The sequence below is a fragment of the Lentisphaera profundi genome (assembly GCF_028728065.1).
GTDB lineage: Bacteria > Verrucomicrobiota > Lentisphaeria > Lentisphaerales > Lentisphaeraceae > Lentisphaera > Lentisphaera profundi.
Map to the genome: position 1 here is coordinate 509,700 of NZ_CP117811.1, position 17,516 is coordinate 527,215.

Genomic DNA, 17,516 nt, shown 5'->3' on the forward strand with positions numbered 1-17,516 from the left:
TACTTAGCACTCAAATGCTCAGTAAAAAAGACAATAAGCACACACACAAATTCGAGTTAAGTCGAGTTTGCGATCTTAATCTTTCCACACTAAGTTTTCTTCCCAACATTTTCCGGCTGGTAACCACAGCGGAGGAGCCACACCCGATCCCATCCCGAACTCGGTAGTTAAGACCTCCAGCGCCGATGGTACTGCAGTTAAGACTGTGGGAGAGCAGGTCGTTGCCAGCCTTTTTTTTTGCTGCCTATTTATAGGCAGTTCGGCTAAGACCGGAAACATTCTAGAGCGTATATCATTTGATATACGCTTTTTTTTGCTGCCGCAAGGGCGGATGAGTCTATTATATAGAAATCATTCACCATGTAGCTAATTCGGCTAAGACCGGAAGTACTACCGTACGGCTAGTTCAGAATTAGATTCGAATTTCTAGAGCGTATATCATTTGATATACGCTTTTTTTTGTGCCCACACTACTGTCACAGGGGCGATTGAGAGCTTCGGTGATATGTGAGGGTGATTTTTTATAATCCATTAATATAAAGTGTTTTACGTGCGTTTTATTCAGCTATCAGTAAGCGATAGAGATGGTTTACTTTACTTTGGGGAGTTGATCCCATGAAGTGGTATAGCGTGGTGAGAGGCGAGTGCCACGGGGGAATTCGCGTTTACCAGAACTCAAATAAGTTAAGCTGCCCGTGCCAAATTTCAGATTGATCTGATCGACTTCGTGCATTAGGCTCGTTTGTTTTTTATGATCGCGGACTTGAGAGAAAAATTCTTGTTGCCAGGAATCTTGAGATGAAAAATGATGAAGGGTGATGCCTGCTTTGCGTATTTCGCTAAAATCAAAAAGTTTTTGCCCCACAAGTTCTGCCGCTCGGATAAAGTCAGGTGTGTAATCAGAGGGTTCATCAAGGTAATAACGCATCGATAGCTGTTTTCTTTTTGGATAGGGGCCCTCCAAGAAAACATCGATATAGAGTGCTTTTTGTTTTTCTCGACGTAATTTTTGACATGCACGATCAGTAAAAAAACTCAGTTGTTGCAAGAGTGTAGTGATATCATTTATGATTTGTGGAAAAGTGCGGGAGACGCGAATGCTTTGTTTCGCAGTTTTTTCAGTTTCCAGACTTATACTTGGAATAGCTCGTAAGTCATGACAGCTTCTCAGCATACAGACGCCAAAGTGTGACAGTAAAAATTTATCGTCAGAATGAGCCAGTTGCCAAGCAGTGTTAATGCCGTAGTTTTGCAGCTTCTTACTCAGGCGTCGCCCGATGCCCCATATATCTTCGATGGGAGTATTTTTTAGTAGTTCTTCTCTATTAGAAGAGTCTATTAAGAACACTCCATCGTGTGATTTTTTTGCTTGTGTAGTTGCGATTTTCGCTAAAGTTTTTGATTCAGCTAAACCAATAGAAATGGGTATGGCTGTGCATTGTCTGACTTGTTCACGTATCGATCGACAATATTGCATAATATCGTTTAGTTTTGGCAAAGTAAAAAAGGCTTCATCAATTGAGTAGATCTCAATTTCTTGAGCATGTGATTTTAATAGGTGCATGACACGTGCTGAAAGATCTCCATATAAAGGGAAGTTTGAAGAGTAAGCTAAGAGCTCTCCACTTATGGTAAGATGACGAATTTCAAAAAAGGGTGCGCCCATTTTTATGCCTAATTTTTTTGCTTCTGCTGAACGAGCTATTACGCAGCCATCGTTATTAGAGAGTATGACAATAGCTTTGCCGATTAGTTGGGGATTAAAGCATCGCTCGCATGAAGCATAAAAGTTATTACAGTCGGCAAGGGCGATTAAGTTATTTGTACTTACGGACGACACCAGTGACAACTCCCCAGATTTCTAATTCTTCACATTCGATGGGTGGATATGAGGGATTTGCAGCTAGTAATCGATACTGACCTTGTTTATTGCGTTGTAATTGTTTCACAGTGAAATAACCCTCTACGAGAGCAATAACTAGATCGAGATTAGAGGCTTGAAGAGAGCGATCTACGACCAAAATATCACCGGTGAAGATTCCTGCGCCATTCATTGAGTCACCAGCTACGCGTAAGAAAAAACTGGCGGCAGGGTGCTTGACGAGATAGTCATGAATATTGAGCTGCATCTCGATAAAATCATCTGCAGGAGAAGGGAAGCCTGCGCTAACAGGCTGAAATAAGAGTGGGCAAAACTGTTTCATGTAGATCCTTTAATAGCTATTAAATATATGTGTATAAAGTTCTGTAATCAAGAGCATTTTGTTCTTTATATGGAAAAAATGAAAGAGGGTGATACAGTGCGCCAAAATGCTCTAGCTTTGTTATAAAGTTTTTAGAGAGAAATTATTGAAAGCTTCGAGGTTAAAGCAATGGATAAACAAAAAGGTCGTGGTAAAGATAAATCATCTGAACGGCACAAAATGAATTTTTTGAATGAACTAAGGCGCACACGAGATAAAACTCTAGCGGCAAAAGTCGTCGGTGTTGATTTGGTGAAAATCCGCAGTTGGCGTCAAACTGACCCAGTCTTTAATACTAAGTACAAAAACTTAGTTGTGGGTGATGATGATGCACGCAAAAAAGAAAATAAAAAAGAGCTCGTCCTTAAATTTTTAAAGATGGGTTGTTCTCAGCGTATGGCCTGTGATAAAGCCTATGTATCAACTTTGAGTTTTCGTACTTGGAAAAGAGTTGATGAAGATTTTAAGCATGAAGTTAATCGCGTCCGTCAATCCTTTGGATCGATGAAACGTGGTGGTTATAAGCCTAAAGATGATGAGTGGGATAGTTAGTCTTTTCCTGGAAATTGAGTTTCAGCAATAAAAGTGAAATAGCAAACTCGTAAAATTTTGGTATTGCGTTACCTTACTGGCCTTAAACAATTTAAGACCCATAATTAGAATGAAGAATTTACAGGAGATACTTAGTGTCTGAAGAGACGATTAAAGCAGACGGCGTAGTGAAAGAATTACTTTCCAATGGCCTTTATCGAGTAGAGCTAGAAGGTGGCCATCAGGTTACAGCTCATGTAAAAGGTAAGATGAGAATGTTTAATATCCGTATTCTTGCCGGCGATACAGTATCTATTGAGATGTCGCCTTATGATTTAACTAAGGCTCGTATCGTTTTCCGTAAAAAATAATCTCCTGTTGTAGATTTTTAAAAGACCAGATAATTTCTGGTCTTTTTTGCGTTAGACGCAAGAGTTTTGCGCAAAAATCTAGTAGGCACACTTACTTATAATTTAAAAAAAGATCAGGCATGTCCTGATCTTTTGTTATTTTGGATGTAAAACTTAATCTAATAAACTAGCGAGTTCACTGAGTTGGAGTTTACTGCTAGATGTAAATTCATCTTGTTCAATGATTTGATCAAAGAGTTTCTGTTTTTCCGCTTGCAGGGCAGCTACTTTTTCTTCGACTGAGTCAGAACTGATCATGCGATAAATGATGACTGGATTTTCCTGTCCGATACGGTGACTTCGATCAATGGCTTGATTCTCTGCTGCGGGGTTCCACCATGGGTCAAAAATGAAGACATAGGATGCACGGGTTAAGTTGAGTCCTGTGCCTGCGGCCTTCAGTGAAAGTAAGAAAACTGAAGCGCTAGGGCTATCGCTAAACTCATCAACGATGGCCGCGCGCTTTTGACTGGGAGTTTCCCCAGTAATCATGTGAGTGGGAATATTTTCTTGATGAAGCTCTTTTTCAATTTCTTTAAGGATTCCAGTGAACTGAGAAAAGAATAAGCAGCTATGTCCCTCGGCCATGAGGTCCTTAGCTTTTTCTATGAAGGCCGCAGATTTTGGTGAGCGTTGACTTAGAGGGAGATCAGGGTCAGGTCGGTATTCTTCAGGGCAACCAAAAGCGGAATGACAGGAGAGCTGACGCAAGCGTGTGAGAGAAGCGAGGACATTCATTGCATTGCCTGCTTTAAGTGATTGACGAGCCTGACGCATTTCTCTTTGATAAAGATCACTCTGGACATCGGACATGGGGATGTCGAGGGGAATGAAAGTTTTTGGAGGCAATTCAGGAGCGGCCATTTTCTTAGTTCTACGTAGCATAAAGGGACGTAGGCGCTTGATGACTAAAGATGCTGAATCACCTTGGCAGAGAGAGCGAAAATCTTCTTTCGAGCCATTGAGCCCAGGGTTGAGGAATTCCATGATCGACCAGAGGTCATCGGCAGAGTTTTCTATGGGCGTTCCACTGAGCGCAATGCGTCGTTTTGAATTAAGTTGGCGAATGGCACGAGATACTTGTGAATCAGAATTCTTGATATTTTGAGCTTCGTCTAAGATGATGTGATCAAATTTTAATTTTTTCAAAGTATTTAAATCATTGCGTACAAGAGAGTAAGAAATGATGAATAAGCCTTTTTTGGTATCGAATTCATCGTAGATCTCACTGCGTTTATCGAGATTTCCCCGAATGATATGAGTCTCGAGATGTGGTGTGAACTTACGGGCTTCTTTTTGCCAGTTATCGAGTAGAGAAGAGGGGCAGACAATAAGGCTGGACCCTTGAGAATGACTCAAGCAAGCGAGGGTCTGTACTGTTTTCCCCAGGCCCATGTCGTCGGCTAAAAGAGCGCCGCACTGACTTTGACCTAGAGACCATAGGAACTCATAGCCTTCGACTTGGTAGTTGCGAAGGTCGCAATTGACCTTGGGAGCTTTAGGTTTTGCATTATTGTAACGCGATAAAATCTCCTGAAGAGCGTCTTTTGAATTGGGGCTTACGGGAAGGTCATCAAGAGGAAGGCGAGCAATATTGAGTGGGTGTATGCGTGCGCTACCCGCAGGTGATATACCAAATTCTTCTAAAAGTTGAGTTTGTGATTGCAGTTGTTCTTTATCTAAGTTGAACCAATCGCCATCTGAAGAACGGAAAAAGCTTCCTGAGCTATGGATAGCCTGTTCTAAGTCACGGGGGCTTACGCTACGGCCGGATATATCCCAGTGGACTTCTAGCCTTTGAGTTCCGTCGCTATTCTCAATAATAGAAAACTGTTTATTGATACTTTGCGGTTGCTGTAGTTGATGTAATTGCGGATCGAGAGTACCTGAGCTTGGCCATTTTTGCAGGAAGCCCTCTAGGCTACCTGCTTTCAGTGGTATCGAGAATGAATCGGCATTGATGTCTTCGCCTTGTAAAGTTTTTTTCAGTCCAGGGAATTGCTCGTTGGGCAGTTTTCCTTTGACGATAAATTTATCATTTTTCAATTGAAGGTTAGAGGAACTAATTTCTTGTGTCACAATGATAGATTGTTGTTCGAGACGGGCTTTGATAGGCGCTTGTTTTGTACCTTGTTGTTCGACGAAATCGCCTGATAATACTTCGGTGTGTCCTTGGAGTAATTCCGGGAGGAATTTACAGGCTTGAGCAAGTGGTATGGTAGGTACTTTTGAGCTTTTAAAGCAGTGTAAAAGAACTTTCATTGGGACGGGGCAATTGAAGGGGATGTTGCCGGCGCCAAGAGCGATAGTTTCTCGATCTTTAAATTTATCTAGATAATAATGAAAGGCTTTTGCTTGTTCTCTAGTAGGACCAATTAAGCAATGTAAACGGACTTTTTTGTCATTTATTTCGGGTTCAATAAAAGCGCGGAATTCGCAATGACTCAGTACCGCATCGCCAGTTAGGCGATCAATGAAACGGCCGGGATAATCTTTCCAAGTATTGAGCCATTCATCGAGTTTTTTGCGAGTGATCTTTAAAAGTTTTTCTTGACTTCTATAGATGTGGTAGGGTTTTACTTGCTCAAAGAGCCAGCCGAGAAAGCGAGCGTCTAAAGCCTCTAGTTCAGATGAAATACCGCGTTTATTATAGCATTGAGCCGAGAAATTATAGAGGTTTTGCATGACGCAGAGACGTCGATCATTATCAAAATCTTGATAGAAGCGAATAGCGGCTTGGGAATCGCTGTAATTGCGCTCGATTTCCACGGTGAGTTTCCATGGTTCAAAGGGTGTAGGAGTCGAGGTTTGTATAGGGATCGATCGAGTTCTTGCTAAGGGAACTTGGCGCTGGTTTAGTGCTGCTTTAGGCATGACTGAATTTGGCTTACGGAAGTCAGGGACTTGGAATTTTTTGCCGAGTAATTTGTCGACTTGATTCACAAGAATATAGGAATGTAGACAGAAAGATTTTCCCGTTTGACAGTTACATGATTGTTGCCAATTTTCATCAATCCATGACCAGCGACATACATAGCGACCAGCAATGGTGAGAGAGATTAATTTTGCTTCAGCTTTGAAAAGAGTGATTTTTAGGGCCTGAGGGCCGAGGCGTCTAATCATTGAGGGAAATGAACGGGGAAAAGAAGATGAGAAGCCTTGAATGCCGGGCCAGTTTTTTGCCCAGGGAAGGTTGTTTGCAGAGGAGTCAGGAGCCATGATGATTTGTGTGGGTTTAAGTTTTAGGCTTATAAGGGACACTTAAAACAGATGGTTTGCGAAGCTTTATGGGTGAAAAGTCAAAAAAAAGCTTAATCTAAAGTTTTGGATAGGCTATTTTAGTAGTCTTAAAATCTTATGAAAGAGCAAGATAGATCAATGAAAAATCAATAGAAAACTAAAAAGGTGTTAAAATCGTTGCTTTGTACCTAAAATGCTTGAGATTTTGAGGGGAGTGCCTACATTGAAATTAATATATTTTTAATTTGATTACATAGAGATTCACTTATGACCCGCGGTCCCTACACTACACTTTTGAAAATCCAAGAACTCGAACTCGTTCTCAAAGAGAGTCAAGCCTTGCACGGTGAAGAAAAAGAAGCTCAGGAATTGACTGAGAAAATCACTGCGCTTAGAGAGCATGTGCCAGAACGCACCCTTAAACATTTTGATCGCTTTAGAAAAAACGGCGTTGGCATCACCAAAGAAGTCGATGGTCGCTGCAGAGCTTGCAACATGGTGATTCCACAAGGAACACTCAATCGCATGACAGCAGGAAAAGAAGATCCTGTGTGCCCGACTTGTCAGGTATATTTATACCTAAGTCAGTATAAGATGGAAAACTAAAATGGACTTAACACGACTTTTGCCCGCTGGGCACTGTGTAATCGAGATTTCGACTGATTGTTATAAAGAAGCAATTAGAGAAACGATGCAACCCCTAGTAGATAGTGGGATTGTTACCGATGCAGAAACTTTTAATAATCGAGTACTCAAGCGCGAAGCTCAAATTACTACAGCAATTGGCGGCGGCGTAGCCGTGCCTCATGCTAGATCAAGAGACGTGACTCGCTTGGGCCTTGCGGTTGGCGTATTAGATAAGCCAGTAAAATTTACTGAAGAAGGAGATGAGATATCGTTAATTTTCCTTATTTCAATCCCATCTTTTGCTCCTGTGGCACATATGCCACTACTCCAGCACTTGGCTAGTTTTGTCCGTTACCCTAAAAAAGTTGAAAAACTTTTGGGTAGTAAGACACCAGCGGCAGTAGCAAAATATCTTTCTGCTTACAAAGCTCGCGCCAAGAAGTAATTTTCATCTTTTTTTTTATTCCGGCCTAAGTTTATCAAAGGCCGGATTTTTTTTATTCTACATACAGGATTTTGTTCATGGGGATTTTTGATTTTTTACGCAAAAAAGAAACCTTAGTTAATGCTAGTCACTCACACCACTCAGTTGCTGAAAAAATGTCTGATGTGGAGTTTATTTTAGAAAGCCTCGCGAATGAAGAGGACGAAGTTACGGTCCGCAATGCGATTAACTCTTACACAGATAAAGAAACGCTTAAAAGTATTTCTGAGCAGTCCAGTGATGTGGCTAAAACAATAGCGAAACAGAGGCTCAAAGAACTCACTTTAGAAGATTTGATTAAAGGTCGCAGTAATGATTGTGATAGTAATTTTTTACAATCTTTGACTGATAAAGAAAGGTTAAAGCTCATTCGTGCTTGTCATGGCGAAGCGTGGGCAGAAGAATCCTTGTCTTTGATTACAAATCAAGATAATTTAAAACATGCTGCGTGTGTAGATAATGCGAAGCTAGGACGTTTGGCAGTAGAGCGTTTGAATGCAAAAACTGAACTTGAGTATGTGGCACAGCATTCCGTAATAGGCAATGTTCGGAATTATGCGAAGCGTCATTTGAGAGAGAAATTTCCAGAGAAAATTGAAGTCGTAGAAGATACCGTTGATCACAGTGCTCGTAAGGCTAAAAATATTATCAAGTCTTTACACGCGATGGAAATGTTGGCGAAGTGGCAAGACTTAGAAGAAGAGTTCGAGATCAATTGCGTTAATTGGGAAAAACTAGAAGTTAGTGACGAAGAGCTCCTTAAACAATTTGAGAAGTATCACCAAAGCTGTTCTAAAGGTTTAGAGGCATGGCGCTCAGAGAATGCCGTGAAGTTAGCAGAAGAAAAGGCTCAAGCCGATGGGGTTTCTCAGCGCGAAGTCTTAGTACTTAAAGTCTCTGAAGGCATAGAAACTTACGAAGCTTTAGAGTCAGTCCAGGAAGAATGGAAAGCGCTAGCCAACCTGACAAATAGTGTATTAGATAAAGCTTGGTACAAGCAATGGACCGAGGCTTTTAAAAATGCAAAAATGATTTTGGATAAACAGGCAAAAGCTGAAGAAGATAAAGCTAATGCAGGGCAGAAAATAGAAGACCTCATGACCCAGCTCAAGGATTGGGTAGAAAGCAAAAAAGTTTTACCTTCTAAACTCCATCATCTTAAAGAAGATTGGAAAAAGATTGCGGCTTACGCAAGTCATGAAGCGGTAGAAGGCTACAATAAAGTATTGAGTGATTATCAGACTTATTGTGACCAAGCAGCTGAAGTGGAAACAGAGCAACGCACGCGTGTTGAAGAATTGCTCAAGCGAATTGAAGAAGTTGAAGAGGTGACAAAAGCGAATACCGATCGCGTCAAATCAGCACGCAAAGAAATTTTGGAACTCAGTAAAAATTTAAGTGATAAAAGAAAGATCTCTGATGCTTTACGCAAAGCAGAGGATAAGTACTTCAAACTCGTAGAAGAATCACATGAGGGCGATGCCTTTTTGGAGATGGATAACGAAAGTAAGGTAGAAGACCTTTTTGATCAAGCACGTGGATGGTTGGCTTCTCCTGCCGATGGTAAACTCTTTAATAAATTGAAAGAATTCCGTAATCAGTGGCAGAGCTTACGTCCTTTGCCAAAAAGTCGTTTTGAGAAGATTAAAGCTGAATTTGAGACCTTAGCCGACGCGACTTTCGCAAAATGGAAAGAGTTCAATGAAGAAGAAGATAAGCGACGTGATGCCAATTTAGAAGTAAAGAAAAGCTTAATTGAAGAATTGGGTTCATCCTTACATGAGTGGTCGAATATGAGTGAGACCATGAAAAAAGTAAAAGACCTTCAGAAACGTTGGAAAGAGTCAGGCCCTGTCCGTCGTGATGTGGCGGATCAGATTTGGCAAGAATTTAATTCAAAGTCTCAAGCTTTTTATGATGAAGCTAATGCGGTCATGGTTAAGGCAGAAGAGACTAAAACACAACTCCTTGAACAAGCGAGTCAGTTGGCTGAGAATTTAGATAAAGCCACAAACGCCCGTCAAACGGTATTAGATTTACGTGATAAATGGAAGCAAGTAGGTTTTGCAGGTTATAAAGCAGAGAAAGCTTTATGGGATAAGTTTAACGTATCATGTAATGCGGTGTTTGAAGTCGTGAACGCTCAGAAAAACCGTTTGCATGAAGGACTTGATAAAGCAGATGCAGAACGCAAAGCATTTATTGATTTGGCTTTTGATTTATCCGCAAGTTTAAAGGAGAGTGAAGGAGTCCGTTCGGCAGAATCCTTCATGTACTACACACGTATAGCACTTTCGGATTTAAATCGCGGGCACCGCAAAGAAGATGATAAGCTTTATGCGATGATCGATGAAAAACTTGCAGAATTCAAAGGTGAAAAATACGAAGAAGCTGATGATAAGTATGTGGACTTACTCCAAGCCTTGCTAGAAGGTACAGCAAGCTTCTCTACAGACCTAAGTGAATTTAGTCCTGCAGACAAGCGAGTTAACCGTATTAATCGTGCATGTCAAGAAATGGAAAAACTTTCACGTCAGCCCGTGCAATACGAAGAAGATGCAGATTTTGATTTAAAAAATGCCATCAAAGGCCTCGCTTTTGCAATGACGATAAGTCATGAAGAGGAGGAGGATGTATTGCCTCCAGTAAATTCGAAACGTGCCAAGCAATTGCTATGGACGAATAGTTTACGTATTTTTGTTGAAATACAGGCAGAGTCAGATGAGAATAAGCAGAAGTATACCGAGCGCTTTGTGAAAGCCGTAAAGGTATTCCTCGACGCCTCTCATTACTCGAAATAAACGATTTAATAAGCATCCGACCATGGTCTATTTATTGCCAGGTATGGGTGCCAATCGAGCAATGTATGCGGAGTGGGATCAATCCGATGGGTACTGCTTTTTGGATTGGCCCAAATACTCTGGTGAAAGTAGTTTAGAAGATATAGCGACACAAATCATTACACGATTAACCAGTTAACGATGTATTAAGATATTTAACAGGTTTCTGTGATGTAGCCATAGCTTTAGATATTAAGCCAAAAAACATTTTCCTGAGGTCAAATCTTCTATTGAGCCTAAACTGTAAATCAGCAAGGTACCTGAAACCATATTTATCGAATTTTAAAGAGTGGAAAGTCCCCGAAATTGAGGTTTTGATGTTACTTAAAATTGTATTGACCCATTTAAAAGTACTTTCTATTTCTTCTTTTTTTGCTTTACTAGCAACTAAAACGCTATGATTACTTACTTCTTTTAAGGCACTGAAACCTCTAAGTCCATCTGAAATTGTATCACAGTTCTCCTCAAGATTATCTATAGCCCATTGTTTAATAACTTCATAAGAAAAACCCGATACAGGACTCAGTTTAACAAAAACTGGATTCCGATTTTCGTTAGTTTCTACGGCAGCTATAAATGGAGACTTATTTTCTGAACCTCTACCTCGTTTACCTTCTTCCAGTCGACCGCCTAGGTAAGCATCGTCTATTTCAACCAAGCCTTTAAGTTTATACTTACTGTCCTGCTCATACATCATCTGCATAATTTTCTGCTTTATTAACCAAGCAGTTTTATAGTTCACATCAATGTGACGGTGTAATTCTAATGCTGAAACACTGTTCTTTGATTGACTTATTTGATGGAGAGCTAAGAACCATTTCTGGAGAGGAACTTTCGTTCGATGAAATAAAGTACCCGCTGTTAAGCGATGGTTTTTACGGCAGGCTTTACATTGAAAGATTGTGCGGCTTCCTGATTTATAGCGATAATACTTATCACTATCGCATGTGTCACATTTAAAGCCATTAGGCCACTTACAGCTTTCCAGGTAAGCACTACATTGTTCTTCGGTTCCAAAAGTTTTGATGAATTCTGGAAAGCTAACTCCAACTTGAAACTGAACTTTATTCTTAGGCATAATACATCTCCTTATTAGATGTAATTAATATGCTACTAAAAAATAGCTATATCAAGTTTTACACTCTTAACTGGTTAATCGTGAATCATTATAGATAACAATATTCAATCACAGGATATTATAGGTGGTTCTTCCTTAGGCGGGATGGTCGCGATTGAAATCGATAAGATTCTCAATAACTCTCAAGTTATTTTGTTAGGGAGTGCGGTTGTTGCGGATGAAATTAATTCAGTCTTGTTGAAATTGAGTCTATTGACTGATTGTACGCCAATTAAATTCATTCAACTATTAACAGGAAAAAGCGATGTGAACCTATTAAAAATGTTCACTGAGAGTGATTCCCGTTTTATTAAAGCTATGTGTAAAATAATAAAAGATTGGGGTGGCTTCCTTGGAGATAGAGATAATCTGCTACGCATTCACGGAAGTCGAGATTTAGTAATTACTTGTCCGAAGGATTGCCTCCGAATTGAAAAGGCGGGCCATTTAATTGCAATGACACATGCTTTAGAATGCCAAGCTCTGTTAAATCAGAGAATTATGATTTCCTAGTAGCCTGTTGGACTTCTCTCCGTTCGACTAAGAAGCTGTTAAATTTACCTCATGTCAGATAAAAAATCGTCTTTATTCAGTAGGTGGGGCTTCGACTTTGGGGTCAAATAAAGAGGGTGCCGAAGGATGGGCGATATGTCGAGCAGCAGCCGCTTCAAGTAAACTTTTGACTTCGGAAGCTTTTTCTTCCGCTAAGTTTTTTTCTTCTTTAGGATCGCTACTTAAATCAAAAAGTTGAATTGAAGCGGGGGTGAGTAAAGATTGTTTTTGGATGAGTTTATAGGAACCTTTACGAATAGCTAGATACGCTTGGTCTTCCCAGTAGAGCTCTGTCTTAGGAAGAAAGAGGGGCTTACTTTCATTTTTTGCGACAGATAAAATACTAGTGAAGATACTTGTTTGACTACTCAAATCTTGATTGATATTTCCTGCTTTTAGGATTTTGGGCCAATGAGCAAGAAAGGGGACGAGTAGTCCGGCTTCGTAGTAATCACCGCGCATACCTCGTTTATCTCCTAGGGAATTGAAGAATTCTAGGTCGCGGCCTCCAGCATCTGAGGCAGTATTGGGGGAAGTGAAGATGAAGAGTGTATCCTTAAATATTTCATTGCTTTTAAGCTTGTCGATGATGTCACCTAAGTGACGATCAAGTTCTTGAAGAAGAGCGAGTTGATTGGCACGTGGTGCATAGAGAGGGGAAAATCCTTTTTGTCCAGAGTAAGGGATGTCTGGGATTCTACCAAGAAAATCAGCATAGTCTTCTTGCTTAGCATTAAGTCCAGGCTCTAAACCACTATGGGCGTAATGTAGGAAAAATTTACTTTTATCATTTATTTGTTGGTCAATGAATTTAAGTGTGGCCTGATGTAAGATTTGAGGTGCATAGCTAGTGCCACGAAATTGATTATACGAGATAGGCTTGTCAATATCAGTCCCCGGGATGAAAGTAAAATGCCGAGGGATATCGGGATTATTGAGCTCGATGAGTTCGTTTGCAAAATTAAGGCTTTTTGGGAAACGGAGAGATTGTTTTTTGTCGTCGTTTATTTGGCCGTAAAAGAGTTGAAAACCAAGTTTTTCAGGACTGTAATTCTCATCGCCTTCATAAGGCCATGTGCCAATGAAAGTGGTAAGATATCCGAGTTTCGTCAATTCAGATGCTAAAAAAGGCGTGGCTTCTTGTGGAGTGGGCAAGGTTTTGTATTCACTGCGGATATTGGATATACCGCTATCTTGTCCCGTATACATGGAGTGAAATGCAACGTTACGACGAGCTGAGCTGGAGTAAAAAGAATTATAGCGTGCCGATTCATTGATAAGCATTTTAAGATTAGGAAGTAGGATGCGATCTTGATCAAGATCGCCAGGTCCTAAATTCTCAGCCGTAAATAAAATGATGGCTCGAGGCTCTTGGCCTCGAGTTAATGAAGCAAAACCAAAACAAAAGATTGCGAAAAGCGCAAAAGTGAATTTTTGCATTGGTCTTTGCCTTATTATTTTAAACGTTCGAGTGCGCGCCATGCAATGTCATTGCGATAGAAAGCATCTTGCCAGTTTATCTTTTTTGTAGCTTCATAGGCTTTGTCACGTGCACTTACAATATCGGCTGCGCGAGCAGTGATGCCTAGAACGCGACCACCAGTATTAACGAGTTTGCCATCTTGAAGAGATGTTCCGGCATGGAAAACCATGGCGCCATTTTCTTCTGCAGCTTCAATGCCAGTAATTTCATGACCTTTTTCGTAGGAGGCAGGGTAGCCACCAGAAGCCATGACAACGCAAAGCGCTTGGTCATCAGAGAACTTCATGTCAACTTCGCTAAGTTTGCCTTGTGCAGTTTTGAGTAAAGCTTCTGCAAGGCTACTTTCCATACGAATGAGAACTGATTGAGTTTCGGGGTCACCAAAGCGAACGTTGAATTCAAGAACTTTAGGTCCTTGCTCATCAATCATGAGGCCGATGAAAACGATACCACGGAAATCAAGACCTTCTGCTTGAACACCTTTGAGGAATTTAGTTAAGATCTCATCTTTGATGTACTGTTCCATAGCGGCATCAACAACTGGAGCAGGAGAGTAAGTACCCATGCCGCCTGTGTTGGGTCCCTTGTCGCCTTCGTAAGCACGTTTGTGATCTTGTGCAGAAGCGACAAATTTAATTGTTTCGCAATCGAGGAAAGCAAAAATTGAGGCTTCTTCACCGATGAGACATTCTTCGATAACGACACGAGCGCCAGCAGAGCCAAAAGCACCATCGAAACAATCTTTGACTGCGGCAACGGCTTGATCCATTGAGTCGGCAACCGTCACACCTTTACCTGCGGCTAAACCGTCGGCTTTGATAACAATCGGAGCACCTTGTTTAGCCAAGTAGGCTAAGGCATCGGTTTCATTGTCAAAAGTACCGCTTGCAGCTGTAGGGATTTCGTACTTATCCATAAAGATGTTAGCGTAAGTTTTTGAGCCTTCGAGTTGAGCGGCATTTTTATCTGGGCCAAAGACAGTGAGTCCTTGATCACGGAAAATGTTGACGATACCCTCACACAGAGGAACTTCTGGGCCGACCATAGTGAGTGCAATGTCATTTTCTTTTGCGAACTTAGCGAGTTCGTGATGATCTGAAATGCTGATGCATTCGACGTCTTTCATTCCAGGGTTACCTGGTGCGCAGTAAACTTGGCTGACTTCTGAGTCTTGATTCAATTTCCACGCAATTGCGTGCTCGCGACCACCGCCGCCAATGATGAGAACTTTCATAAATTATCCTTTTTTAACTTTTGGCCCAGTAGGTGAGTCTTCAATAACCCAGCCTTGAGCTTTTAATTGATCGCGTATTTCGTCTGAGCGGCCCCAGTTCTTGTCGGTGCGTGCTTGTTGGCGTTCTTCTGCGAGAGCCAATATTTCTGCAGGGACGTCATTGCCAGTCTCGAAATTCATCACATCGAGAATACGGTTGAAGTACTTGAGTGTGTTGATTAAGGCCTCGTGATTGACAGTGTCATGGGAGTCGAGGACGCGGTTTCCTTCGCGAATAAAATCAAACATTTTACCAAGTGCGCCAGAAATATTGAGATCGTCATTGATCGTATCTAAAAAATTATTTTGTGCCTTAGTACAGATTTCAGCAAGTTCAGGACTGAGTTCGCCATCGCTTTTATCATTGATACGTGCAATGAAATTTTGAAGGCGTGTAATAGCCGATCTCGCATTGCTTAAGCTTTCTGATTGTTCAGCGCCATTTTCAATAAGAAAATTAAGGCTTGCACGATAATGAGTGCTGATGAGCATATAGCGAATTTCTGCTCCGCTCCAGCCTTTGTCAATCAGTTGGGGGAGGGTATAGAAATTGCCAAGAGACTTGGACATTTTGGCATTGTTGATACGTAAGTGAGCACAGTGCATCCAGTAGTTGACGAATTTACAGCCATTGGCAGCTTCACTTTGAGCGATTTCATCTTCGTGGTGCGGGAACATATTGTCAACGCCACCAGTGTGCATATCAAAGTGATTACCAAGCGTAGCTTTTGCCATGGCGGAGCATTCGATATGCCAGCCTGGGCGACCCATGCCCCAAGGACTTTCCCATTTAACATCACCGTCAGCTTTGTCCCAAGCTTTCCAGAGTGCAAAGTCGGACACGGATTCTTTTTCGTACTCGTCAGTTTTGACTCGAGTTCCAGACATTTGGTTTTCGCGATCGATTTTTGCGAGGCAACCATAATGCTCAAATTTGTCGATGGAGTAATAAACGCATTTATCATCGGCTACATAAGCATAATCTTTTTCGATAAGAGTCTCGATCATTTTGATCATATCGGGGATATGATCAGTTGCTGCTGGATAGTGCTCAGCAGGCTCGACGTTTAGAGTCTCTAAATCTTCAAAAAAAGCTTTTTTGTAGATAGCGGTGAAATCGTTAAGACTCATGCCCGCTTTTTGTGAATCGCGAATCGTTTTGTCATCGACATCAGTCAAGTTCATGACTTGAGTGACTTGATAGTCGTTGAGTTTAAGTACGCGACGTAAAAGGTCTTCGAAGACATAAGCGCGGAAATTGCCTATGTGTGCGTAGTTATAAACGGTAGGACCGCAAGTATACAGTCGAACTTCACCCTCGTTAATAGGGGTGAAGACTTCTGACTCACGAGACATGGTATTAAGGAAGGTAAGTTTTCTCATTATATAAAATGACTTAAACAGTCATTAATTCCTTCTCTTTAGCTGCGCTCATACTTCCGACTTCATCAATTTTTTTATTGGTGAGATCTTGGATATCTGATACGAGACCTTTTTGATGATCTTCTGAAAGCTCGTTATCCTTAAGAGCTTTTTTGAGGTAGTCATTACCTTCGCGGCGGATATTGCGAATTTCAATTTTGTGGTTTTCGCCTTTGCCTTTGAGATCTTTTACCATGTCTTTACGACGTTCTTCAGTAAGTTCAGGGATAGGGAGGCGAATGAGTTGGCCGTCATTCATTGGAGTAATACCAATGTTGGCCATCATGATAGCTTTTTCAATATCGGGAAGAATAGTGGCATCATAGGGCTGGATAGCGATTGTACGCGCATCTGGTGTACTTATGCCTGCCGTCTCTTTTAGGCGCATTTTTGTGCCATAGGCATCGACCATAATATCTTGGACTAAAGCAGGAGTTGCTTTGCCCGTGCTATAAGCATCGAGTTGAGATTGGAAATGGGAAATAGCTTTGTTCATTTTAGCAGTGATATCTGCGACAACTGTAGTTACTGTAAATGCCATGATGTGTACCTTGGAATTAATTTATAATTATAAGCACAGAATAGACTCCAAAAGTCCTTGTTTTCAATCGTAAATTAGCTTAGAGAAAGTCATAGTTTTTGTATCTCTAAAATATCACTTGTCTCAAATGGCTTTTTACGATATAAATGAATCGCAATTTCTACTCAGATCAATCTAGATTTTTATTATATTAAGTATTCGAATAGATTTGCTTAGGATAAAGCTTTATTCTGAAAGAGATAACAATAGGCGCTTGAAATGAGGGGTAAGAATGAAAATCAGTGATTTTAATAATCTAGAAAAAGAAAATGTCTCGCATAATGAAGAGGTCAAAAGACAGCGGTTTTTACATGACGGAGATCTGCCCGGACTTACTAATTTCTCGCGAGCCTTTTTCGAAGCGGGGATGCAAGTGGAGTCACACCTGCATAAAGATATGAATGAAGTCTTTTATGTTTTACAGGGCAGGGGAGAAATCATGGTTGACTTAAAGTCTTATAAGCTTAGTCCAGGCGTGTCAGTGGTGGTAGAAGCGGGTGAAAGACATCAGATTTTGGCTGAGACATCTTTGGAGTTGCTTTATTTCGGCTTAGAAAGCAAAGCTTAATTTGTTCATTTTGCCTAAAGTTATAATTTATGTTATAAAAAATGTTAAATTTTGACTAGTGTATTTTAAAAATCCTTTAATTAGTGCATATTGCTTGAGCTGGAGCTCTTGAAAATACCCTTATTCTAGTAAGAATAAGGATGTGA

16 protein-coding genes and 1 rRNA gene are annotated in these 17,516 nt (G+C 40.8%); 9 read left to right on the top strand and 8 right to left on the bottom strand.

Translation table 11 applies throughout. The features are described from left to right. Window positions 1-115: 115 nt before the first annotated feature. Window positions 116-230 (top strand): 5S ribosomal RNA (gene rrf, locus PQO03_RS02055). A 359-nt stretch (window positions 231-589) separates the two neighbouring features. On the opposite strand, the gene PQO03_RS02060 is transcribed toward rrf, so the two are convergent. Further along, window positions 590-1,840 carry a Y-family DNA polymerase gene (locus PQO03_RS02060; RefSeq protein WP_274150809.1) on the bottom strand — a complete coding sequence of 417 codons (1,251 nt, stop codon included), beginning with the start codon at window positions 1,838-1,840 and terminating at the stop codon, window positions 590-592. After that, window positions 1,818-2,204, bottom strand: coding sequence for a LexA family protein (locus PQO03_RS02065; protein WP_274150810.1), 387 nt, complete (start codon window positions 2,202-2,204; stop codon window positions 1,818-1,820). The genes PQO03_RS02060 and PQO03_RS02065 overlap by 23 nt, the downstream gene beginning before the upstream one ends. Before the next feature lie 168 nt (window positions 2,205-2,372). Between PQO03_RS02065 and PQO03_RS02070 the strand changes: the two genes are divergently transcribed. Together PQO03_RS02070 and infA are read left to right on the top strand one after the other, a co-directional pair. Further along, window positions 2,373-2,795, top strand: a complete 423-nt coding sequence (locus PQO03_RS02070; protein ID WP_274150811.1) for a hypothetical protein — start codon at window positions 2,373-2,375, stop codon at window positions 2,793-2,795. 134 nt (window positions 2,796-2,929) lie between these two features. Further along, a complete protein-coding gene (gene infA, locus PQO03_RS02075; RefSeq protein WP_007277379.1) occupies window positions 2,930-3,145 on the top strand; it encodes a translation initiation factor IF-1 in 216 nt (71 codons plus the stop codon). A gap of 153 nt (window positions 3,146-3,298) precedes the next feature. On the opposite strand, the gene PQO03_RS02080 is transcribed toward infA, so the two are convergent. After that, on the bottom strand, window positions 3,299-6,445 hold the full coding sequence (locus tag PQO03_RS02080) for a DEAD/DEAH box helicase (protein ID WP_274150812.1): 3,147 nt from the start codon (window positions 6,443-6,445) through the stop codon (window positions 3,299-3,301). Window positions 6,446-6,691: 246 nt separating this feature from the next. On the opposite strand from PQO03_RS02080, the gene PQO03_RS02085 reads away from it, so the two are divergent. From PQO03_RS02085 to PQO03_RS02100, 4 genes are all read left to right on the top strand, one after another. Next, window positions 6,692-7,030: a hypothetical protein gene (locus tag PQO03_RS02085; RefSeq protein WP_274150813.1), complete on the top strand. Its 339-nt coding sequence runs from the start codon at window positions 6,692-6,694 to the stop codon at window positions 7,028-7,030. 1 nt (window position 7,031) lies between these two features. Further along, window positions 7,032-7,496: a PTS sugar transporter subunit IIA gene (locus PQO03_RS02090; protein WP_274150814.1), complete on the top strand. Its 465-nt coding sequence runs from the start codon at window positions 7,032-7,034 to the stop codon at window positions 7,494-7,496. Between the two features lie 77 nt (window positions 7,497-7,573). Beyond that, window positions 7,574-10,336: a DUF349 domain-containing protein gene (locus PQO03_RS02095; protein WP_274150815.1), complete on the top strand. Its 2,763-nt coding sequence runs from the start codon at window positions 7,574-7,576 to the stop codon at window positions 10,334-10,336. Window positions 10,337-10,358: 22 nt separating this feature from the next. Continuing rightward, window positions 10,359-10,514 (top strand): hypothetical protein, encoded by a 156-nt coding sequence (locus tag PQO03_RS02100; RefSeq protein ID WP_274150816.1) that lies wholly within the window; start codon window positions 10,359-10,361, stop codon window positions 10,512-10,514. Here PQO03_RS02100 and PQO03_RS02105 read toward each other — a convergent pair. Beyond that, window positions 10,503-11,453 (bottom strand): IS1595 family transposase, encoded by a 951-nt coding sequence (locus tag PQO03_RS02105; protein WP_274150817.1) that lies wholly within the window; start codon window positions 11,451-11,453, stop codon window positions 10,503-10,505. The two genes, PQO03_RS02100 and PQO03_RS02105, sit on opposite strands and share 12 nt — an antisense overlap. Before the next feature lie 144 nt (window positions 11,454-11,597). Between PQO03_RS02105 and PQO03_RS02110 the strand changes: the two genes are divergently transcribed. Continuing rightward, window positions 11,598-12,005 (top strand): hypothetical protein, encoded by a 408-nt coding sequence (locus PQO03_RS02110; protein ID WP_274150818.1) that lies wholly within the window; start codon window positions 11,598-11,600, stop codon window positions 12,003-12,005. Window positions 12,006-12,077: 72 nt separating this feature from the next. Here the strand turns inward: PQO03_RS02110 and PQO03_RS02115 are convergent, their stop codons facing one another. Genes PQO03_RS02115 through frr form a run of 4 tightly spaced genes read right to left on the bottom strand, consistent with a single transcriptional unit; the run spans window position 12,078 to window position 16,763 of the window. Next, entirely contained in the window at window positions 12,078-13,484 is a 1,407-nt protein-coding gene (locus PQO03_RS02115) for a sulfatase-like hydrolase/transferase (protein WP_274150819.1), read from the bottom strand. Between the two features lie 14 nt (window positions 13,485-13,498). Beyond that, entirely contained in the window at window positions 13,499-14,761 is a 1,263-nt protein-coding gene (purD, locus tag PQO03_RS02120; RefSeq protein WP_274150820.1) for a phosphoribosylamine--glycine ligase, read from the bottom strand. A 3-nt stretch (window positions 14,762-14,764) separates the two neighbouring features. Then, a complete protein-coding gene (gene cysS, locus PQO03_RS02125) occupies window positions 14,765-16,183 on the bottom strand; it encodes a cysteine--tRNA ligase (RefSeq protein WP_274150821.1) in 1,419 nt (472 codons plus the stop codon). A 13-nt stretch (window positions 16,184-16,196) separates the two neighbouring features. Continuing rightward, the gene (gene frr / locus PQO03_RS02130) at window positions 16,197-16,763 is read right to left on the bottom strand and encodes a ribosome recycling factor (RefSeq protein WP_274150822.1); all 567 of its coding nucleotides are present in this window, start codon (window positions 16,761-16,763) and stop codon (window positions 16,197-16,199) included. Between the two features lie 271 nt (window positions 16,764-17,034). Here frr and PQO03_RS02135 point away from each other — a divergent pair, with 271 nt between their 5' ends. Next, window positions 17,035-17,370, top strand: a complete 336-nt coding sequence (locus PQO03_RS02135; RefSeq protein WP_274150823.1) for a cupin domain-containing protein — start codon at window positions 17,035-17,037, stop codon at window positions 17,368-17,370. Window positions 17,371-17,516: the final 146 nt, after the last annotated feature.